This is a genomic window from Paenibacillus sp. B-A-8, from assembly GCF_048572915.1.
Taxonomy (GTDB): domain Bacteria; phylum Bacillota; class Bacilli; order Paenibacillales; family Paenibacillaceae; genus Paenibacillus_AQ.
This window is the reverse complement of record NZ_CP183882.1, coordinates 1,541,459-1,560,397: the sequence shown is the minus strand read 5'-3', so window position 1 is coordinate 1,560,397 and position 18,939 is coordinate 1,541,459. Positions and strand designations below refer to the sequence as shown.

Here is an 18,939-nt window from a genome sequence, read left to right as displayed (position 1 = left end):
CTTCCTTCAAGTTGTAGTACGGGTGGGAAAGTTCCCACTTCATGGAATCCGCCCCCACCCATAGTTCGTGCACATTTTTTTAGTATGGTTACAAATTATTGCGGGATAGTTCCTTCCACACCTTTTACAAGCCAATTCATACCCAGCACTTCCTCCAAGGTCAGCTTTTGGCCATCTTGAACCTTCACATTCCCTTGGTTATCTGAGATCGGGCCTGTGAAAACCTCAAGCTCACCAGTGATGATCTTGGATTTAGCGTCCTCGACAAGCTTTTTCACATCATCAGGTATTTTGTTCCCGAAAGGAGCCAGCTCAACCATGCCGTCAGCCATATCGCCGGAATATTGCTCGCTTTTCCACGTTCCGTCCATCACGGCTTGCACTGCTTTTACGTAATAAGGACCCCAATTCCATACTGGATTCGTTAAATAATTATCCGGAGCGTATTTACTCATATCCGAATCATTCCCCCCGGCAAAAGCTCCACGTTCAGCAGCAGCCTGTAGTGTCGCAGGTGAATCCTGATAGGCCAAAAGCACATCTGCCCCTTTATCCAGCAAGCTGATTGCCGCTTGACGTTCGGTCGTGGGGTCATACCATGTATTCGTCCAAACCACGTTCACCTTCACATCAGGATTGACGCTTTGTGCGCCAAGGGTAAAAGCATTCAAGTTATAAATCACTTCGCTGATCGGAAAAGCACCGACATAACCTAGCTGATTGTTTTTGGTCATTTTCCCTGCCGCAATACCGCTCAAATAACTGGCTTGATAATTCTTTCCGAAGTAAGTCCCCATGTTCTCTGCGGTTTTGTAACCAGAAGCATGCAGAAACTTCACATTAGGAAATTTGCCCGCTACATTCAATGTAAAATCCATATATCCGAAGCTCGTTGTAAACACGATGTCGTGTGATTGTGCAAGCTCTGTGATGATTCGTTCAGCATCGGCACTTTCTGGGACATTTTCTACAAAGTCGGCTTTAATTCCAAGCTCCTTCTCCATATACTGCCGTCCTTGATCATGTTGGTAGGTGTATCCGCCATCCCCTGGAGGTCCGATATACACAAAAGCAACCGTCGGTTTCTTAACAGCCGGCTCTGTAATTGCAGTTGCCTCTGTTGCCGCCGTTGTTGCCGCTCCTGCCTCTGTCGCTTTTGCATTTGAAGAAGTATTATTATTGCTCCCACACCCCACCAAAACCACTGTCATCAGAACCATTAATGCAAGACAAGATGTTATGAACTGACCCCTTTTTTTCATAATTCTCCTCCTCCAAATCATCTCTCATCATGGCTGTAACCATTAATGTACTTCTACTATACTTAGAGGTGGCTCTTGCGTAAATTTATATAACATACGTTTGTGTTTGATGATAAGAATCAGCACTTTTTTTTGTGTGTAATGCACTAATAGGTTTATGGATAAGGATTTTATATGTCATATTATATGACTCGATGTGGGAAAGGAACACTTTTACGATCAATTTTTCGATTACTTTCTATTTTCCGTTCCTCAGTATCCATCGCTCCTGAATCTCACCAAAATCCTCTTCAGTATCAGCATCCATGAAATAGTGGGCGGAGTCAGACTCCAGAACAATCCCCTTATAATCAGGTGATCGCAAAATCGCCGCCGCTCCACGATCGCCATCCAATCCCTGTAGCGCTGGAAACAGCGCTTTTGAGAACAAAGCAGGGGGCATAGCCGACCCATCACTGACACTAGCTACATAATCCATCTCCGGAGATTGTTCAAACGTTTGTATTAGACGATTCACTAATGCCGTAGTAATAAAAGGCTGATCTGCTAGAGCCACAACTACTGCATCCGGCTGCAAAGGCAGCACAGCATTAAGTCCGCATCGAAGAGAAAAAGACAATCCTAAGTGTGCGGTTAAACAAGTTTCGGTACGTCTAGTTCCTTGCGGCTCAATCGCTGGTGGCAGCCATTCCAAGTTGTCATCCGCACGTACTACCACGATAAGCGGCTCAAGATTACAGCGATCCAATTCACTAAGCGCGACGCTCCCGAGTGAGACCTCCTGTGACAATTTCAGTGAAACCTTGGACACGCCCATCCGCCTGCTCTGCCCTGCTGCCAAATATATTCCCGCTACTTTCAAATCTATCCGCTCCTTTAGGCAGCTCTCGTAAGCCCGCCCTTCTAATTTGAATGATTTCTGCAATAATACTGACCGCAATCTCCTCGGGACCTTCTCCACCGATAGGCAACCCTACAGGTGCATATAAAAAAGCAGGGACCTCAAGCCCTTCCAGCAAAAGAGCGATCCGCGCCTTTGAACCAATAACTCCAATGTATAGCGGAGCTTGCGGAATCACACTCTCCAGGAACTGTTTATCCCTCCTAATTTGGTGACTACAAATCAGCACATAATCCTCCTGAGCTACACCCAAGCGTTGAACAACCTCCGTTGGGGAACAAATAATCCGTTCAGCGTGAGGAAACTCATTTTGCAGACTCCCTTCACGCCAATCTGCTATCACAACCCGAAAGCCGACTCTGTTAGCAAGCTCAGCAATCGGAACCACATCACGTCCCCCACCAAAAATCACAAGTCGCGGTTTGGGCACAAAACACGTATGAAATGCTGTCAATTCAGCTTGGGCGGCCATAAAGCGACCTGTCGCCATGCTTTCTTTTGCCAAGTGGGATAATTTCGGATGTTTCCTGTTCTGCGATAGTGGAATATCAGTATCCAGCTCTAACTTATAGTCAAAACCTCTCCCAACTACTTCACGGAATAAGACCAGCCTCTCTCCCGCAGAAAGTCTGTCACTCGCCTGCACCAACAGCTCTCGCAACTCTCCTTGCACAGGTTCAAGCACCACTTTGATTTTGCCACCGCAGCCGACAGTCTCACCCCATGACAGATCATCTGGAGACAACATATTGTATTCCACAATCTCCGGCAGCCCTCGCTCCCAAATCTCAGAGGTACGTAGCTGCAGATCGCTTTCCAGACACCCTGGACTTATACTTCCAATCGTGCCGCCTTCAAAAAACAGCATCACTGCCCCGGGTTTACGATACGAATGCCCCTCCACTTCTATCAGCGTTGCCAGCACCGCAGGCGCTTTATGGGTTTGAATATGCATTGCGATGTCATGTGTATTCACGAGGCTCCCTCCTCCGTGTTTGCATTTCAACCCATACCTTAGTCCCGCCCAAGCATCCTCCGAAACATGAACACTAGCTTAAGCCTCATTAGATCATTTATTTTTTTAAAATCGACATCCAGTAACTCACTAAGCTTCTCGATCCGGTAGGTGGCTGTGTTCCGGTGAATAAACAGCTTTTTAGCCGTCTCATTGACATGACCATCGTTCTCTAGATAAACCTCCAGCGTCCGCAGCATTTCTCTGACATACTCCGGCTCGCGGCTGAGCAGTCCTCTAAGGGTTCCGTTGCAATATTTCTCCATAACTTCTGTCGGGATTTGCCCGAGAAGCAGGGTAAGCTCAAGCTGCCGATAATGCACAACACTTCCATGTACGCCCCCGTGCTGAAGCATTCCCATGCATTCCTTTACCTCTGCAAAAGCTTCCCTCAGCCCATCCGCCTTCGTTTTACAACTACTAATCGCAGCTCGAGGATAATACCCCTTATCAAACTTCAGGTTGTCAAAACAAGCTTGGACTAACTCCTGAAATTGTTCAGGACTCTGACGATCTCCCGGATAGATGGACAATAATCCTTGATCAACGATCACATGAATTCCCTTTAATTCCCTCAGCACAGGGTGCTCGTTGTACTCTTCTTTTAATTTAAGCAGCTCACTCTGGCGTTCCTCACCGGTTGCAGCAGTATCGGTTAATATCAGCCGAAACGGCGACAGAAGCAGTTCAATTTCCAAGCTGAGCGCAGCCTGGGCTAGATCCGTGTAGGTTAAATGCCCACTCAAGCAACGCCTAAGTAATCTACTAAACTCCCTGTGTTCCGACTGTTCAAAATAATCCTCGTAGCCTGAATGAATATGATATGAAATAAGTTCAGCACCCTGAACAAATAAACTCTCTTCCACAGGAAGCAATAAAGGATCGATGGAACAATACAATAGATATCCGGAGCACTTTTCTCCTTGAATTAGTGGAGTACGATAACCCGTCTGATCTTCTACACGGAAGCGATGATTCCGTTTCTGCCATGGCCACCCTTCGAGAAGCTGTGAGGGCTGATATTCTGAGTTGTTGTAGATCACATCCCCACGTGCGCTAACCACCACAAGTGAATGGCCAATCACTTCAGACACTGAATCAAACAACTGACGGCTACGGACGGATCGCAAAGCGAATTGCATCAGCTTTTTCTGCTTCTCCATAATGCTCTGCAGAACATGAGTACTGCGGCTAAGCTCGGCGCGGAACAGACCATTCATCTGATCCGAAAAAGTGAACTGAAACGGTAACTGGATTAAAGGGAAGTTAAGACTCTCCGCTTCAGCAATCAATTGCACCGGTACCTCATCCCAAAATCGCCCCAACTTAATACCCAAAGCCGAAGATCCCCTGCGATTCAATGTTTGCAGCAAAGCAGAGGCATCCTCCAGATTGTCCTTAATTAAATAGGCTGTCGTTAGCAGCATTTCACCTTCTTTGATCCAGTCCGAAATATCGGGTGCATCCATCACATTTATCGACTTCACAATTCGATGCTTCCCCTTGGCCCCCGCAATAAGCTTCGCCTCGGACAAAGGATAAATGGACAACGCTTCTTCAACCGTAAGATGCATGCCATCCCTCCTTTTTAGGATCAATCAAACCATTCCTGATCTTTTAATGTTATTTTATGTAACATTATAATTAAAATGAACCTGCTTGAATAGAGAAAAATTAAATTTATATGTTTATTATGTAAATAAACTTAACATATGGTTGCGTCTATGATTAATTATTCGTCTTTAGTTCACATCACTTGTGCAGGTAGTATAATTAGATCGGACTAAATACATGATGGATTCGGAGGAGATCTTTTGAGTAAAACGCAAGTGTTTACAGGTTCACCCTGGGAGTCGGTCGTTGGTTATTCTCGCGCCATTCGAATCGGCAATCGTATCGAAGTCGCAGGAACAACCGCCATGCAAGACGGGGGAGTAGTCGGTGTAGGAGATCCTTATGCCCAGACGAAATTCATTCTACACACCATCGAAAAAGCGCTAAACCAGCTAGATGCTGATTTGTCGCATGTGATAAGAACAAGAATGTTCGTGACAGACATTTCCCGCTGGGAAGAGGTCGGCAAAGCACACGGCGAATTCTTCAAAGACATTCAGCCTGTAGCAACCATGGTTGAGGTAAAGGCACTCATTGATCCACTACTGCTAGTAGAAATAGAAGTCGAAGCATTCGTAGAATAGATTTCGCACGGGGCATAGGCATGGAGTACGGGGCATGGAGCACGAGGCACAGGGCATGGAGCACGAGGCACAGGGCATGGAGCACGAGGCACAGGGCATGGAGCACGAGGCACAGGGCATGGAGCACGAGGCACAGGGCATGGAGCACGAGGCACCTTCTTTAAGGAAGGTGCTTTGTTTGTTTTCAGAATAAAATATGAGCGTGTTTCGGCTGATCTCTATGGTGCAGGGCATTTATGGCTTTCATTTCGGGCTATAGCGCCGGAATTTCTGCATTCTGGTGCATTTATACACCTCTTTCAGACTATATCGCCAGAATTCCTGCATTCTGGTACATTTATACACCTCTTTCAGGCTATATCTCCGGATTTCCTGAATTCTGGTGGATTTTTACACCTCTTTCAGGCTATATCGCCAGAATTCCTGCATTCTGGTACATTTATACACCTCTTTCAGGCTATATCTCCGGATTTCCTGCATTTTGGTGCATTTATACACCTCTTTCAGGCTATAGCGCCGGAACTCCTACATTCTGGTGGATTTATACACCTCTTTCAGGCTATATCGCCAGATTTCCTGAATTCTGGTGGATTTTTACACCTCTTTCAGGCTATATCGCCAGAATTCCTGCATTCTGGTACATTTATACACCTCTTTCAGGCTATATCTCCGGATTTCCTGAATTCTGGTGCATTTATACACCTCTTTCCGCTGATATCGCCGGAATTCCGAAGTCCTGAGGCATTTTGGCCGTTCAGTTTATCTACATGAGTCAATTTCCTGCATTCTACGAAATTTATACCGTTCTTTTTCATCACATGGAGGTATTTACTAAACCGCTAGTCTTATGCCAACATTTGGGCGCTGTATTTTTCTTTTTACTCTAACGCACCGTTATTGAACCCACTTCGTCACGTTGAGATCTTTTGTTTTCAAAACCAATTTCACCTATCATCTCAAAACCATCAAGAACCATTAAGAACCATTATCTCAAGACCGCCGCCACACCTCCTTCACCCATGTGAGTAACCGATGATCCTGACCATGTCCTGCGATAACGGACAATCCCAACGGTGCCCCATTTGTTGAGCGCATGGGTAATGTCACTTGTGGCAGGCCTGCCAGTCCAGCTATACAGCTCAACATCATCGCCCCACTACGATTCTCCTCCAATCGACTCAAATCCCCTCCACGCAGTGGCGCTGGACCAGGTACTGTCGGAATCACAAGACAATTATCTTCTCCCAGCAGATCGTGTAATTGGGCAGAAATTTCCTTACGCTTATTCTGAGCGATACTACGATCCTTGCCCGCTAAACTGGCAGCCCAAGAGAACCGCGCTGCAATATCAGGCCCAAAGACTGGTTTTACCTTCTCAATCCAGGCGCTATGTGTTACCCATATTTCACTACCTTGCAGCTCTCGAAAAATATCCATCCAGATCTTCAAACCTTCGGGAGCTATTATAGTATCGAGGGTATGATAAGCACCGTTTCGTAAGTGGTTCAGTCCATCTGTTAGAATATCCACATCCTTTGGAGCGACCAACTCCCAACAGTCCGTAGCAACAAATAATGTTTTCATTTTTTCTTGTAAACTTTCCACTTTAGCCTTCTGTGAATTACTCTCCAGTCCCTTCTTCACCTTTTTTTCCGCACCATTTTCTATACTCTCTAAATTTTTCTCTATCCTAGTTTCTAAACTCATCTCTATACTCTCTAAATTTTTCTCTATCCTAGTTTCTAAGCTCATGTCTATACCCTTCTCTAGATTTTCCTGTTCCTCCATGCTTATCGTTTCTTCTTCAACCATGCTCCCAGTACCAAGTAAAACCTCCCCAACCTTCTGGAGTACATCGATACGGTCAGCCATCCAACCTACCGTATCAAATTGCGGCGACAATGGAATCACACCTTCTATATCTACAGCACCATGCGTCGGTCGAAAGCCATATACTCCGCAATAAGCAGAAGGGACGCGAATAGAACCACCTGTGTCTGTTCCAAGTGCAAAATCAACACTACCAGAGGCTACCGCTACTGCCGATCCGCTGGAAGAACCACCTGGGATACAACCTGCGGCACTCGGATTTATCGGGGTTCCATAATGATGGTTCTCACCACCCAGACTGTACATTAGCTCATCCGTATGAGTTGCTCCTTGAAGCGTCGCTCCCGATTGGAGTAGCTGACGCACTACTGCCGCATGTTCTGAAGGCGGATTGTGGCTCCACAGCCAATCTGGGTTGCCTGCGCTAGAACAATGTCCAGCCACCGCATATACATCCTTCACCGCAAAGGTAAGTCCGTCCAATATCCCGTTTCCTAAATTTCCGACTGTTAGTTCGGGATCTATAAACGCACCATACCGATTATCCAGAACCATAGCTCCATCCTCCTCCCGTCACCATTCCTTATAAAATCTTAAACATCCCATCTCTGATCTTAGTCACCTTCTCCTAAACCCTTATTCATACCTTTCTTAATCAACACTTCTAAAACCCTAATCATTTAGTCTTAAAAACTTTTCGTGACGCTAAATTAAGATCTCTTATGCTACTTATCCAAGAAACTTTTCAGTAAACCCTTCCTCCGAAATAACAGGAGGACGAAATTAGGCGTAAGAGATAAGTAAGGTTTGGCTTAACGTCTAGCTAAAGCTTAGCTCTAGGGCGTAGGTCGAAGGCTTAGTACGGATCTTTAAATTGAATTTTTAAATCGAATCTTTAATTCAAATCTTCAGTTCAAGTCTTTAGAAAAACACCTTTAACTCCCCCCTCTGTGAACCTACATTCAAACGCACAAAGCTTCTCCCATCCCTTTCACTCTCCAGCCTATGTCCTACCTCCATCTCCAACTCTAGCTACACGCATCCCACTCTACCAACCAATCGCCGCGCCATCGCAGCGCGGGTCCGTCCCTCCACTACGATATCCATTGTCATCTATCGAAATCACGTGGGCATGACCCACGATCCCGTCATATGCGTCCAGTTTCCGGACTATATGACCAGCTCCCGCCAGACCTGCCAGCACCTCATCTGCTACCCGTCCCTCCACCTTCAGCTCCTGCGTAGGCTCCCCCCACGTTCTCCCCCACACAAAACGCGGTTCACTTATAGCCGTCTGAGGATTCATTCCATAATGCAGCATTCTTGTAAGGAGCAGCGTTTGAGTCTGAGGCTGACCTTCGCCCCCTTGTGTACCATACAGAATCGCTGGTTTGCCCTCTCGGCAGGCCATGGCTGGCATCAGGGTGTGAAAGCTGCGCTTATGCGGCTCAAGTGTATTGATATGACTCGGATCAAGCGAAAAAAATGAACCCCGATTCTGCAGCAGAATCCCGGTATTCCCAGCTACCACACCGGAGCCAAACTCAAAATACAGACTTTGAATAAAAGAGACCGCATTCCCCTCCTCGTCCACAACCGCAGCATATGCAGTATCACTCCCGATGGGCTGACTTGTCAGCTGTGCCGCTTTTTGCATCAAGATCGTAGAGGCCAGTTGCCCTGCATAGTTCTTATCCAGCAGCTGCACCAAAGGAATAGCACTAAAATCCGGATCTGTAAGCACTCTATCCCGATCGCGAAAACTCAGCTTAAGCGCCTCAACAAGCAGGTGATAATATTCATAAGAGCCATGCTCGATTTCTCCGAAATTAAAATGCTCCAATAAATTAAGACTCATCAATCCCGTAAATCCTTGTGAATTTGGCGGCACTTGATACACCGTATGCCCGTGATATTCCGTATGAATCGGCTCGCCCCAATCCCCCTGATGATCCGCAAAGTCATCCCGTGTGAGATAACCCCCAGCTGCCAGCATATAATCACAGATATCTTCAGCGATCTTCCCCTTATAAAAAGCATCCCGTCCACCCGCAGCCAGCGTCCGCAGTGTTACAGCCAGTTGTGTCTGCTGAAATCTCGACCCAGCAGATACAACCCCTCCGCCCGGCATGTAAATCGCAGATGCCTCTGCCGACAATGCCGCTCCAGCAAGCAGAGTATTATTCCGCTGATCCGGCGACATCGGAAACCCGCCCTGAGCATAGCCGATGGCTGGCTCCAGCACCTCCGCTAGCGTTAAACGGCCATACTTACTCAGCATAGCATCCCAGCTATCCACCATCCCCGGCACGGTGATGGCACTACGAATCCCTCGCCTAGGAATGGCATTCTCGCCAGTGAAGCAACTTCTGCGAACTCCGTAACCCGACCGTCCACTTCCGTTATAAGCCCGAACACAAGCCTCCTGCTTGTAATAGGTCAACCAGAACGAATCCCCGCCAAGCCCTGTCATATGTGGGTAGACTACAGCCAGCGTCGCACTAATCGCCACTGCCGCATCATAGGCATTTCCCCCTTTTTCCAACACGCGCGCACCCGCAGCCGAAGCTAAATAATGGGGGCTGACGACCATCGTTTTTGTGCCTATTACGGGTTTCTCCGCCATGTTCCCCATCTCCCTATAAACTTCTCGCTTAATTAATGTCATTTAACATTACATAAAAAACCCTTGTCAATCGATTACGCCAAACCGCAAAATAACCATCCTCTTTTTGTGTCCCATGCACAAAGATTAGTTAATCGCTAGTCAACCTCGTAGCTTCACACATATGAATTGTATAAAATGAGCTCTAAAAACAAGGGGAGGTCTCATGTGATATTCATCCATAACGACTATGTACAATTAGCTATCGCCATGTTCAGAACTGGAATTGTTGGCTATGGAGGAGGACCTTCCGTGATTCCATTGATCCGGCATGATGCGGTAACTCGCTACACTTGGCTAAGTGATGATGAATTCGGAGAGACATTGGCGATTGCCAACGCACTACCCGGACCTATTGCCACCAAAATGGCGGCTTATCTCGGGTATAAACTTCGAGGAGTTAAAGGGGCTATTCTTTCGGTACTGGCACATATTTTACCTAGCTGCATGGCCATGATCTTCCTGTTGTCTGCTGTAAATTATTTAAGTGGCTCGAAGGTAGTCGCTGGAATGATCGCGGGGGTATCCCCTGTCATCGCTGTCATGTTAGGAATAATGGCATATGAGTTTGCACAAAAAGCTTATAAAGGACTAGGGAAATTTCTCAGTATAGCCTTCACCCTACTCGCATTACTCCTGTTACAAATACTAAAAATACATCCAGCTATCGTAATTGTACTTTTCCTTGGTTACGGAGCATTTCATTACCGGATCATTGCGAAGAAACAACAAGGAGGATCAAGCTGATGGACTGGTTAGAGCTCATATACGGATTTTTCATGGCTAATCTGCTTGGATATGGCGGCGGTCCTTCCTCTATTCCGCTGATGTATCAAGAAATCGTTCCCCATTACGGCTGGCTAACCGATGAACAGTTCTCCAATATGCTTGCACTAGGCAACGCCTTACCTGGCCCGATTGCTACCAAAATCGCAGCTTATGTCGGCTATGATGTCTACGGCTGGATTGGACTTATTCTGGCAATATTAGCGACCGTACTCCCCTCCGCAGCAGCGCTTATTATCCTGTTAGAGGTCATGCAAAAATACAAGCATTCCCCCGTAGTGAAAGGGATGACATTGCTTGTTCAACCGGTCATCGCTGTTATGATGGCTGTGCTCACTTGGACAATGGCGAAAGGTCCTGCAGACTCTATCGGAATCTGGCAAACACTGCTCATTGCCGTAATCGCATCCTTTGCCATAAAGCGGCTTAAGCTGCATCCTGCGTTAGTCATCTTAGCCGCTTTTGCCTATGGGGGTCTGGTACTGCGCTACACTGTCTAACGAAACTATTTCAAAATATACTGGGACAACACCGCCTGTACCTCATAAATATTTACGGATTTGTTAAAGGTCTTCTTGAGCGGCACAGCGCTGCTGGATATATAGATACATAACTCCGCATCCAGATCAAAGTGTCCTGCCGTCTCCACGGAATAATGCGAGATGCTTTTGTAAGGAATGGAATGATAATCCGTCTTTTTGCCCGTCAGTCCCTGTTTATCCACTAGAATCAATCGTTTGTCCGTAAAAATAAACATATCTCTAATCAGCTTGTAGGCTCGTTCAATTTTCTCTTGAGGGGCAAGAATTTGTGCGTATTCCCGCTGTACTTCTGCCAGATTCACTTGCGATGCATTCCCCATCAATCCGTCAAAAAGCGCCATTTAACTCCCCCTTTTCATCTGTTAAATTTCAGTGGATTGTCTCCCCCACATAGAACCATATTATTCCACAATTAATATTCTATGCAGTGTAAGCCCCCTCTCTGCCATCTTTTTACTTGCTAAATTTCCGATTATTGTTTACACTGTCATTAAATTTGTTAAGAAAGGGGTGTGGAAGGAATGGATCACAATTGGACCAACAGTGTTATGAGTCGGCTACCTAAAGCGATAGCTGGCATTGCTCATGTAAATGGCGATAACGGGAGAACTCTGTCCATTTCCATGAATTTAATAACACTACACAATTGTGAAATGCCTTTCCTGCCATCACCCGGACGGATCAGTTAACCGGAGAATGATAAGGCCGTGGGGAAATTTCCCTACGGTCTTTTTTTATGGTTTTTTTACAGAATACCAGTTTCGATTTAGGGTTCTGGCGGTGAAAAGGGCATTATTAAAGGAGAATATATATGATTATTCAATGCCAAAATGTTCAAAAATACCACGGTGCACAGCTCGTACTGAATAGCATCACCTTCGATATCCGCCAAGGGGAAAAAATCGGCCTAATCGGCCGCAACGGCTGCGGTAAAACTACGCTTTTCCACTTACTGAATGGTGAAGAGCGCCCCGATCAAGGGCAAATCTCAATTCGCAAAGGCAGCGTAGTAGGTATGCTGGCTCAAATTCAAGAGGTTAACGAAAAAGAAACTGTATATGAGGTTCTACAACGCAGTTTTGCTGAGCCTCTGCAGTGGCAACAACGCCTGCGAGAGCTGGAGCTTGAAATGTCCACCTTCAATACCGGAACGGATGAAACACTATGGAATCGACTGCTGAAAGAATACGGTAGTCTTCAGGATAAATTCGAGACCGCAGGAGGCTACGAAATTGAATCCACTATTCAGCGGGTTGCCACTGGTCTAGGAATCGGAACTGGGCAATATAGCCGACTCTTCTCCTCACTTTCTGGCGGCGAGAAAACTAAAGTCGGACTCGCAGAACTGCTGCTGCGTAGACCTGATGTACTTCTACTCGATGAGCCAACCAATCATCTAGATATGAACGCCATTGAGTGGTTAGAGCAGTACTTACAGAGCTATGACGGTACAGTGTTAGCCATTTCCCATGATCGTTACTTCCTCGATGCTGTAGTCAAGAAAGTGATCGAGATTGAGGATGGCGAGGCTTTTACCTTCCACACCAACTACAGCGGCTATCAAGTAGAGAAGGAAACACGCCTGCTTCAACAATTCGCTGATTATCAAGAACAGCAGAAAAAAATAAAACAAATGCAGGAGAGCATCAAACGCCTCATCGAATTCGGGAATCGCGGGACGCCTCCTAACCCTGCCTTTTACCGGAGAGCAGCTTCCATGCAAAAAGCACTGGATCGTATGGTGAAGGTTAAACGTCCTATTCTAGAGCGCAAATCGATGGATTTGCAACTGCAGCAAAACGATCGCTCCGGGAACCAGGTCGTCATTCTAGAGGATATCGGTAAAGCCTATGGAGCACGAAGCCTGTTTACTGACGCAAACGAAGTGCTTCGCTACGGAGAGACTACAGCGCTTATTGGTGGTAACGGGGCAGGGAAAAGTACACTTTTAAGAATTATATTAGGTCAGGAAACGCCTGACACCGGAAGCTGTACACTGGGTTCAAGAACTGTTGTCGGTTACCTTGCGCAAGAGGCTGTCCCTGACAATAACAAACAATCTGTACTCCGCTACTTCCGTGAAGAGGCCGGACTAGAGGAAGGTGAAGCTCGCGGACAGCTTGCACGTTTCCTGTTCTATGGTGCCGATGTGTTCAAAGACATCACGAATCTGTCTGGAGGAGAATGGACCCGCCTACGTTTCGCTGTGTTGATGCATCGCAAACCTAACCTGCTGATTTTGGATGAACCAACAAACCATCTAGATATCGACTCCCGTGAGGCGCTAGAGGAAGCCTTAGAGGAATTTCCGGGTACAGTACTGGCCGTATCGCATGACCGCTATTTCATTAATCGTCTGTTCCATAAGCTCTGGTCCATTGAAAGTGGACGATTTGGAGTCTTTAACGGTAACTATGAGTATTACAAAGAGAAGCAAGCTGAACAGGTATTGGCAGCACCCGCCTCTATTCCTGAACAGCCTAAGCCTTCCTCTTCAGAAGGAGCCTTTTCACGCTCCGGCAAGTCTCCATCTAACGGGTCCGTGAATGGGACTACGGCTAACTCATCAAGTTCCCGCAAGAAGAGCAAGCTCTTCGATTGGGAAAAGGCTATAGCAGAGGCTGAGGAGCAGCTTGGGGAAATCGATGCCAAAATGCTAGATCCACAGATCAGTAGCAATGCAGCAGAACTCACCGAGCTGCAAAAAGAACGCGATGTAGTGCAAGAACAATTGGATGATCTTTATGCGGGTTGGATGGAAACAACTGGACACTAATGTTTATTAAACAAGGAGGTACGAATATGAGTAACGAAACGAAGATTAAGCTTTTTTGGGAAGAATACACCCAGCTTCATCCACAAGCAGCGAATAACTACGAGGCTTGGGCCTTTGGCGACAGTCCTCAAATGGCCGATGAACTGCTGGATCTGGTCATCCGCGGGATTAAGACAGGAACCGCTTCGAACTATGAGGTTTATGAAGTCTGCGATGACGAGACCTTACCGGAAATTGGACGACATAGTATTCTGTTGGATGGCCGCGGCCATCCGCAAGCAGTAATCGTTACGACAGCAGTACAAATTACGCCCTTTGATGAGGTTGGCGCTGACTTTGCCTATAGCGAAGGCGAGGATGACAGAACATTGGAGTCGTGGCGCTATGAGCATGAGAAGTTTTTCACCAGAGAATCCTTAGCATTTCTGAAGAAGCCTTTTGATCTAAAGATGAAGGTCGTTTGCGAGAACTTTAGACTAGTATATACGAAATCCTAAGAAACTCAGGAAAATAAAAAGGCGGCCTCTTCAGTTACGAAGAGACCGCCTTTGATGTATACTATACAACTATTAGAGTTAGATAATTATTAGAATATGGCTCAGTGCCAAAACCCCAGAATCCAGCCAATCACAGAGATCCATAATGGAATGCTGATTAAGATACCCCAAACCAGCCCAGTGGCAATATTGCCCTCTGCAGGACGCACCACATTTTCCTGTTTTAATGGAATGCTCAACTTTTCTTGTTCCATGCGATCCCCTCCTAAAATTCTTATCGTCACAGTAGAGGAAAAAATGTAGACCGCTCGACCCAAAAAACTTAGAATATTGAACTTTTTTAGATATAAAGGCTCAGCGGCCCAACATTGTAAGTGCTTACATAATAGTTATTACCCAACATTTAAATTATTAAAAACAACACTTTACGGAAGTCATATATAATATGCAGGTTCTTAGTCCAATATTACTACTTTTTCTGGATTTCGTAAATATTCAAACATCATGCGAATCTGCACCTCTGTATTCCGCTCAACTGAGAGCTCAGGCAGTTCATCTTCAGCAAAAAAGGATACTTCACTAGTCTCCACTCCTTGCATCGCCTCGCCGCCCACAATTCTGCACAAAATAAAAAACTTGTACACGTGATACGGCTCCGGAGGGTGGTTATGAAATTTTTTATCCAGAACAGCCAGCAAGCGAATCGCTTCCGCCTCAAACCCTGATTCTTCCCCAATTTCCTTAACAACGACCTCACTCGGTGACAGCCCTATGTCCCCCCAGCCTCCAGGAAGCGCCCACTTTCCATCCAATTTCTCGCGGACAAGCAGAATTCTGTCGTCCTGAAAAACAACACCGCGGATATCTACTTTCGGAGTAGCATAGCCACCCTCACTAGCAAAGGAGAGTCTTATTCTCTCCTTGCTTTCGAACGTATAATTAGCGAGGATATCCACACTTAGCTCCCGCAAAGCTTGATACCGTTCTATATCATAGACATCTTTAGCGTAAGTTAGACCAGTCTGTGCGATGGCCTGTATTTCTTTTGCCCAGGTTAACCATTTCTGCTCCATTGCTGCACCCCTTTTAAATACCTACATTAGGATTACTGGCAAAGCATTAAATGACGGGAGAACAAACCCTTTTTAGCTTCACAACGGTCTATAATCGTAAATCCAGCTTCCGTGATCATCTCATCCATCGGTTCAATCGCAACGATCACCACACGGTCAGCAATCCGGCGAGCATTCACTAAAATAGCAAACTGTTCCTCAGGTGTAATACTAGAATATAGATTATAAGGCATATCTACAATAGCTACATCGTAATGTTCAGTAATGTCAGCAATATCCCCAAGCGTTACCTCACTAGTGAATCCAAAATGGGCAATATTCGTTCTGGCACCGATCGCGATCTGAGGGTTAATGTCACGTCCGACCATATTGATTCCCATCGACAGCGCTTCTACCATCACGGTTCCGATGCCGCAGCAAGGATCAATTGCTCGCACACCTTCCGGGTTCGGAACGGCTATATTGACCGCTGCTCTGGCCACTCGTGTACTAAGCGCAATAGAGTAGCTGCGCGGCTTCTTCATCTGACGGAACCAGGTGGCCTTGTTCTTATGATAAGATCCAAAGTACCAGCGACCGCCCAGCGTAACAATACCGTATACCAACTCAGGGTGGTTTACATCCGCCTCTCCTTCAATACGCAGCCCGATTTCTCGTTCGATCACTCTACGCTCATCATATTCTATTTTGTCCGCAGGAGTCAGATCATTGGTCTTTACAAAAATAACCTTAAACGTCTTACCCCCAAGCTCCACCTGCTCCGTCTGATCATAAATCTCAGGCAAGCTTTCTCCCTCGTACATGACATCAATTCGCTCTTTAATGAAGGGACTGCGGCTTACATCCACTTCTACCTCACTCTTAAAGATTGAAGAAGGTACTTCCTCTCCAAAAAGACAACGGAGCTCCATCTGACATAGTGATAACTCGTCCTCTGAACAGGTATACGTATATATAAATGTGTTTTTTTCACTTTTCTTTAGCAAAATAATCCATCCTCTATCCCAGTAAATTGTAATGTTAGCTTGCTACTCCTGCGTTTCGTGCTGACGATCATAACCAATACGCGCCTTAGCGATTTCAGCATTGTTCCTATTGACCCATTCCACTAGGGAGGTTAGAGGATCAAGCAGGGACTCTCCTAGACTTGTCAGACCGTATTCAACAGTCAAAGGTACCGTAGGCGTGACTTTACGCCAAACTATACCGTCTCGTTCTAAATGACGGAGCGTCTGGGTCAGCATCCGTTGTGATATCCCACTACAACGCCGCTGCAGTTCTTTAAACCGCAGTGCCTTTGCACCCAAATTCACAACAATGAGCACACTCCATTTGTCCCCAACCCTGTCCAGAATTTGGCGGGTGATGGAGCAATCCTCCAGCGTTGGCATTAAGCGAATGGGTTCGTCCATTGAATGTTCCAACTGTAGTTACCTCCATGTAACTTAAGCATGTAATAGACCTTCTTGTCCCTTAAGCTTATCCAGCTTATCATGGTTACTGTTAGTAATCAACAACCGGAAAGGAACTATGAATTACGAAAAAAAGCTCCGGTCATGAGGATCAGATAAGACATCTTTCTAATCGCTTTTGATCCATAATGAGTTCTCCAGTATAATGATTCCTATAGAATGCTAAACAAGACGGTCACGCATGGCGATAAAGCTCATGCCCAGGCGCTTACGAAGCCGGTTTTGCGCAGCAAAACTTAAGGAGGTACATACCCACTATGTCATACGAAACGTATTTTTCAACGCACCGGGATGAACATCTCGAAGAACTAAAACAATGGCTCAAGATTCCAAGTATTTCTGCCTTGTCTGAGCATAAGGACGATGTACTAGCTGCAGCCCATTGGCTGACGGACACACTAAAGAAAGCCGGACTTGAGAACATTGAACTTCATCCGACAGCGGGACATCCCGTCATATATGCTGATTATCTTCATGCTCCGGGTAAGCCAACCATTCTTGTATACGGCCACTACGATGTGCAGCCAGTAGATCCACTAAACCTGTGGACCACACCTCCATTCGAACCAGAAATCCGTGACGGCAAGCTATATGCACGCGGAGCAACGGATGACAAAGGACAAGTATTCATTCACCTCAAAGCGATTGAAGCGATCCTGAAACAAGAAGGTACTCTTCCTGTTAACATCAAGCTCTGTATAGAAGGTGAAGAAGAAATCGGCAGCGTAAATCTGCCTCCATTCCTGGAAGCTAATAAAGAAAAGCTGGCTGCGGATGCGGTGCTAGTCTCCGATACATCCCTGCTCGAACGCGGTCGTCCTGCAATTTGCACCGGACTGCGCGGCCTAGGATCACTTGAAGTGAGCGTGACTACAGCTCTTACAGACCTTCACTCCGGATCTTACGGCGGCGGTGTTCCGAATGCACTGCATGCTCTCGTGTCCTTGCTCAGCTCTCTTCATGACGACAAAGGTCGTGTTTCTGTAAAAGGCTTCTATGATGGTGTACCTGAACTTTCACCTATGCTACGTGAAGAATTTGTGAAGCAAGGCGTGAATGAAGAGAAAATCCGCGAAGGACTTGGACTCGATGCATTATACGGCGAAGAAGGTTACTCCTTTGTAGAACGTATTGGTGCTCGCCCTACACTTGAGCTTAACGGCGTCTATGGCGGTTTCCAAGGCGAAGGTAGCAAGACGGTTATTCCAAAAGAAGCACATGCGAAGATTACCTGCCGTCTCGTTGGCGATCAGGACCCACAGCATATTCTTGATGCCGTTGAGGCGCATCTGAAGGCTAATATTCAAACCGGAGCGAAAGTGCATGTGAAGCAAATGGAGAAGGCGCGTGCCTTTAACATCGATCCATCGAACCCTATTCTGCAAACAGCAGCAGACGCTTACGGAAAAGTATACGGAACCCGCGCCCTCTTCACCAAAGACGGTGGCTCCATTCCGATCATGGAAAGCTTCGCCCGTGTACTTGAAGCACCCGTGGTCCTGATGGGCTTTGGTCTTGATGATGAGAACCTGCATGCACCGGATGAGCATTTCAACCTTGAGAACTTTGATAAGGGACTGCTCACCATTGTTGAGTTCTTGAAAACTGTTTAAGTGAAAAGATAGTATATAAAAAGCCAGGCTTCTCTTCGTTGAGGAGCCTGGCTTTTTGATAATCTAAGCGCAATTCATAATAAAAACCAACTGCCAAAACATAAAAAAATCCTTGCATCGCAAGGATTTGGAAGTTTAAATTATGGAGCGGGTGATGGGAATCGAACCCACGCTATCAGCTTGGAAGGCTGAAGTTCTACCATTGAACTACACCCGCATTAGAAAGTGAGTACAAGAGATATTGTATCACCCCCATAAATAAAAATCAACATTTTTTTGTTCTAGCATAAACGCCTTTCGGCGTCCTTA

20 protein-coding genes and 1 tRNA gene are annotated in these 18,939 nt (G+C 46.2%); 9 read left to right on the top strand and 12 right to left on the bottom strand.

Features of this window, described 5'->3' with window-relative positions; translation table 11 throughout:
- Nucleotides 1-95: 95 nt before the first annotated feature.
- The 4 genes from ACN6MV_RS07055 to ACN6MV_RS07040 form a co-directional block, all read right to left on the bottom strand.
- Nucleotides 96-1,262, bottom strand: coding sequence for a BMP family ABC transporter substrate-binding protein (locus tag ACN6MV_RS07055; RefSeq protein WP_419886004.1), 1,167 nt, complete (start codon nt 1,260-1,262; stop codon nt 96-98).
- 238 nt (nt 1,263-1,500) lie between these two features.
- Entirely contained in the window at nt 1,501-2,073 is a 573-nt protein-coding gene (locus ACN6MV_RS07050) for an NTP transferase domain-containing protein (RefSeq protein WP_170880318.1), read from the bottom strand.
- Nucleotides 2,015-3,139: an XdhC family protein gene (locus ACN6MV_RS07045; RefSeq protein ID WP_419886003.1), complete on the bottom strand. Its 1,125-nt coding sequence runs from the start codon at nt 3,137-3,139 to the stop codon at nt 2,015-2,017. The genes ACN6MV_RS07050 and ACN6MV_RS07045 overlap by 59 nt, the downstream gene beginning before the upstream one ends.
- Before the next feature lie 38 nt (nt 3,140-3,177).
- The gene (locus tag ACN6MV_RS07040) at nt 3,178-4,752 is read right to left on the bottom strand and encodes a PucR family transcriptional regulator (protein ID WP_042125168.1); all 1,575 of its coding nucleotides are present in this window, start codon (nt 4,750-4,752) and stop codon (nt 3,178-3,180) included.
- A 240-nt stretch (nt 4,753-4,992) separates the two neighbouring features.
- On the opposite strand from ACN6MV_RS07040, the gene ACN6MV_RS07035 reads away from it, so the two are divergent.
- Genes ACN6MV_RS07035 through ACN6MV_RS07025 form a run of 3 tightly spaced genes read left to right on the top strand, consistent with a single transcriptional unit; the run spans nt 4,993 to nt 6,116 of the window.
- Entirely contained in the window at nt 4,993-5,376 is a 384-nt protein-coding gene (locus tag ACN6MV_RS07035) for a RidA family protein (RefSeq protein WP_042125165.1), read from the top strand.
- Between the two features lie 34 nt (nt 5,377-5,410).
- Nucleotides 5,411-5,569, top strand: a complete 159-nt coding sequence (locus tag ACN6MV_RS07030) for a hypothetical protein (protein WP_419886002.1) — start codon at nt 5,411-5,413, stop codon at nt 5,567-5,569.
- A gap of 43 nt (nt 5,570-5,612) precedes the next feature.
- Complete coding sequence (locus tag ACN6MV_RS07025) at nt 5,613-6,116, top strand: hypothetical protein (RefSeq protein ID WP_419886001.1); 504 nt, start codon at nt 5,613-5,615, stop codon at nt 6,114-6,116.
- Nucleotides 6,117-6,366: 250 nt separating this feature from the next.
- Here ACN6MV_RS07025 and ACN6MV_RS07020 read toward each other — a convergent pair whose 3' ends face one another.
- Together ACN6MV_RS07020 and ggt are read right to left on the bottom strand one after the other, a co-directional pair.
- Nucleotides 6,367-7,761 carry an amidase family protein gene (locus ACN6MV_RS07020; RefSeq protein WP_419886000.1) on the bottom strand — a complete coding sequence of 465 codons (1,395 nt, stop codon included), beginning with the start codon at nt 7,759-7,761 and terminating at the stop codon, nt 6,367-6,369.
- 493 nt (nt 7,762-8,254) lie between these two features.
- Nucleotides 8,255-9,832, bottom strand: a complete 1,578-nt coding sequence (ggt, locus tag ACN6MV_RS07015; RefSeq protein ID WP_419885999.1) for a gamma-glutamyltransferase — start codon at nt 9,830-9,832, stop codon at nt 8,255-8,257.
- A gap of 207 nt (nt 9,833-10,039) precedes the next feature.
- Here ggt and ACN6MV_RS07010 point away from each other — a divergent pair, with 207 nt between their 5' ends.
- On the top strand, nt 10,040-10,618 hold the full coding sequence (locus ACN6MV_RS07010; RefSeq protein WP_419885998.1) for a chromate transporter: 579 nt from the start codon (nt 10,040-10,042) through the stop codon (nt 10,616-10,618).
- A complete protein-coding gene (locus ACN6MV_RS07005; RefSeq protein ID WP_419885997.1) occupies nt 10,618-11,157 on the top strand; it encodes a chromate transporter in 540 nt (179 codons plus the stop codon). The genes ACN6MV_RS07010 and ACN6MV_RS07005 overlap by 1 nt, the downstream gene beginning before the upstream one ends.
- Nucleotides 11,158-11,162: 5 nt before the next feature.
- On the opposite strand, the gene ACN6MV_RS07000 is transcribed toward ACN6MV_RS07005, so the two are convergent.
- Nucleotides 11,163-11,540, bottom strand: a complete 378-nt coding sequence (locus tag ACN6MV_RS07000) for a PH domain-containing protein (protein WP_042125154.1) — start codon at nt 11,538-11,540, stop codon at nt 11,163-11,165.
- 180 nt (nt 11,541-11,720) lie between these two features.
- On the opposite strand from ACN6MV_RS07000, the gene ACN6MV_RS06995 reads away from it, so the two are divergent.
- From ACN6MV_RS06995 to ACN6MV_RS06985, 3 genes are all read left to right on the top strand, one after another.
- Nucleotides 11,721-11,888 (top strand): hypothetical protein, encoded by a 168-nt coding sequence (locus ACN6MV_RS06995; RefSeq protein WP_419885996.1) that lies wholly within the window; start codon nt 11,721-11,723, stop codon nt 11,886-11,888.
- 122 nt (nt 11,889-12,010) lie between these two features.
- The gene (locus ACN6MV_RS06990; RefSeq protein WP_419885995.1) at nt 12,011-13,975 is read left to right on the top strand and encodes an ABC-F family ATP-binding cassette domain-containing protein; all 1,965 of its coding nucleotides are present in this window, start codon (nt 12,011-12,013) and stop codon (nt 13,973-13,975) included.
- Between the two features lie 26 nt (nt 13,976-14,001).
- On the top strand, nt 14,002-14,472 hold the full coding sequence (locus ACN6MV_RS06985) for an ASCH domain-containing protein (RefSeq protein WP_419885994.1): 471 nt from the start codon (nt 14,002-14,004) through the stop codon (nt 14,470-14,472).
- A gap of 101 nt (nt 14,473-14,573) precedes the next feature.
- Here the strand turns inward: ACN6MV_RS06985 and ACN6MV_RS06980 are convergent, their stop codons facing one another.
- The 4 genes from ACN6MV_RS06980 to ACN6MV_RS06965 all read right to left on the bottom strand — a co-directional run bounded on the left by ACN6MV_RS06980 (nt 14,574) and on the right by ACN6MV_RS06965 (nt 16,969).
- A complete protein-coding gene (locus ACN6MV_RS06980) occupies nt 14,574-14,726 on the bottom strand; it encodes a hypothetical protein (RefSeq protein ID WP_170880319.1) in 153 nt (50 codons plus the stop codon).
- Between the two features lie 201 nt (nt 14,727-14,927).
- Complete coding sequence (locus ACN6MV_RS06975; RefSeq protein ID WP_419885993.1) at nt 14,928-15,545, bottom strand: NUDIX hydrolase; 618 nt, start codon at nt 15,543-15,545, stop codon at nt 14,928-14,930.
- Between the two features lie 32 nt (nt 15,546-15,577).
- Nucleotides 15,578-16,531: a TRM11 family SAM-dependent methyltransferase gene (locus ACN6MV_RS06970; RefSeq protein WP_419885992.1), complete on the bottom strand. Its 954-nt coding sequence runs from the start codon at nt 16,529-16,531 to the stop codon at nt 15,578-15,580.
- Between the two features lie 42 nt (nt 16,532-16,573).
- Complete coding sequence (locus ACN6MV_RS06965; RefSeq protein ID WP_341111072.1) at nt 16,574-16,969, bottom strand: helix-turn-helix domain-containing protein; 396 nt, start codon at nt 16,967-16,969, stop codon at nt 16,574-16,576.
- 305 nt (nt 16,970-17,274) lie between these two features.
- Between ACN6MV_RS06965 and ACN6MV_RS06960 the strand changes: the two genes are divergently transcribed.
- Nucleotides 17,275-18,630 carry a dipeptidase gene (locus ACN6MV_RS06960; RefSeq protein ID WP_341111071.1) on the top strand — a complete coding sequence of 452 codons (1,356 nt, stop codon included), beginning with the start codon at nt 17,275-17,277 and terminating at the stop codon, nt 18,628-18,630.
- A gap of 143 nt (nt 18,631-18,773) precedes the next feature.
- Here the strand turns inward: ACN6MV_RS06960 and ACN6MV_RS06955 are convergent.
- A tRNA-Gly gene (locus ACN6MV_RS06955) sits at nt 18,774-18,847 on the bottom strand.
- Between the last annotated feature and the right edge of the window lie 92 nt (nt 18,848-18,939).

What these genes read in the sequence shown, in the direction of transcription:
- ACN6MV_RS06990 (WP_419885995.1), top strand. Translation starts at nt 12,011, where the DNA reads ATGATTATTCAATGCCAAAATGTTCAAAAATACCACGGTGCACAGCTC.
- ggt (WP_419885999.1), bottom strand. Translation starts at nt 9,832, where the DNA reads ATGGCGGAGAAACCCGTAATAGGCACAAAAACGATGGTCGTCAGCCCC.
- ACN6MV_RS06985 (WP_419885994.1), top strand. Translation starts at nt 14,002, where the DNA reads ATGAGTAACGAAACGAAGATTAAGCTTTTTTGGGAAGAATACACCCAG.
- ACN6MV_RS07040 (WP_042125168.1), bottom strand. Translation starts at nt 4,752, where the DNA reads ATGCATCTTACGGTTGAAGAAGCGTTGTCCATTTATCCTTTGTCCGAG.
- ACN6MV_RS07005 (WP_419885997.1), top strand. Translation starts at nt 10,618, where the DNA reads ATGGACTGGTTAGAGCTCATATACGGATTTTTCATGGCTAATCTGCTT.
- ACN6MV_RS07030 (WP_419886002.1), top strand. Translation starts at nt 5,411, where the DNA reads ATGGAGCACGAGGCACAGGGCATGGAGCACGAGGCACAGGGCATGGAG.
- ACN6MV_RS07055 (WP_419886004.1), bottom strand. Translation starts at nt 1,262, where the DNA reads ATGAAAAAAAGGGGTCAGTTCATAACATCTTGTCTTGCATTAATGGTT.
- ACN6MV_RS07000 (WP_042125154.1), bottom strand. Translation starts at nt 11,540, where the DNA reads ATGGCGCTTTTTGACGGATTGATGGGGAATGCATCGCAAGTGAATCTG.
- ACN6MV_RS07025 (WP_419886001.1), top strand. Translation starts at nt 5,613, where the DNA reads ATGGCTTTCATTTCGGGCTATAGCGCCGGAATTTCTGCATTCTGGTGC.
- ACN6MV_RS06975 (WP_419885993.1), bottom strand. Translation starts at nt 15,545, where the DNA reads ATGGAGCAGAAATGGTTAACCTGGGCAAAAGAAATACAGGCCATCGCA.
- ACN6MV_RS06995 (WP_419885996.1), top strand. Translation starts at nt 11,721, where the DNA reads ATGGATCACAATTGGACCAACAGTGTTATGAGTCGGCTACCTAAAGCG.
- ACN6MV_RS07020 (WP_419886000.1), bottom strand. Translation starts at nt 7,761, where the DNA reads ATGGTTCTGGATAATCGGTATGGTGCGTTTATAGATCCCGAACTAACA.
- ACN6MV_RS06960 (WP_341111071.1), top strand. Translation starts at nt 17,275, where the DNA reads ATGTCATACGAAACGTATTTTTCAACGCACCGGGATGAACATCTCGAA.
- ACN6MV_RS06980 (WP_170880319.1), bottom strand. Translation starts at nt 14,726, where the DNA reads ATGGAACAAGAAAAGTTGAGCATTCCATTAAAACAGGAAAATGTGGTG.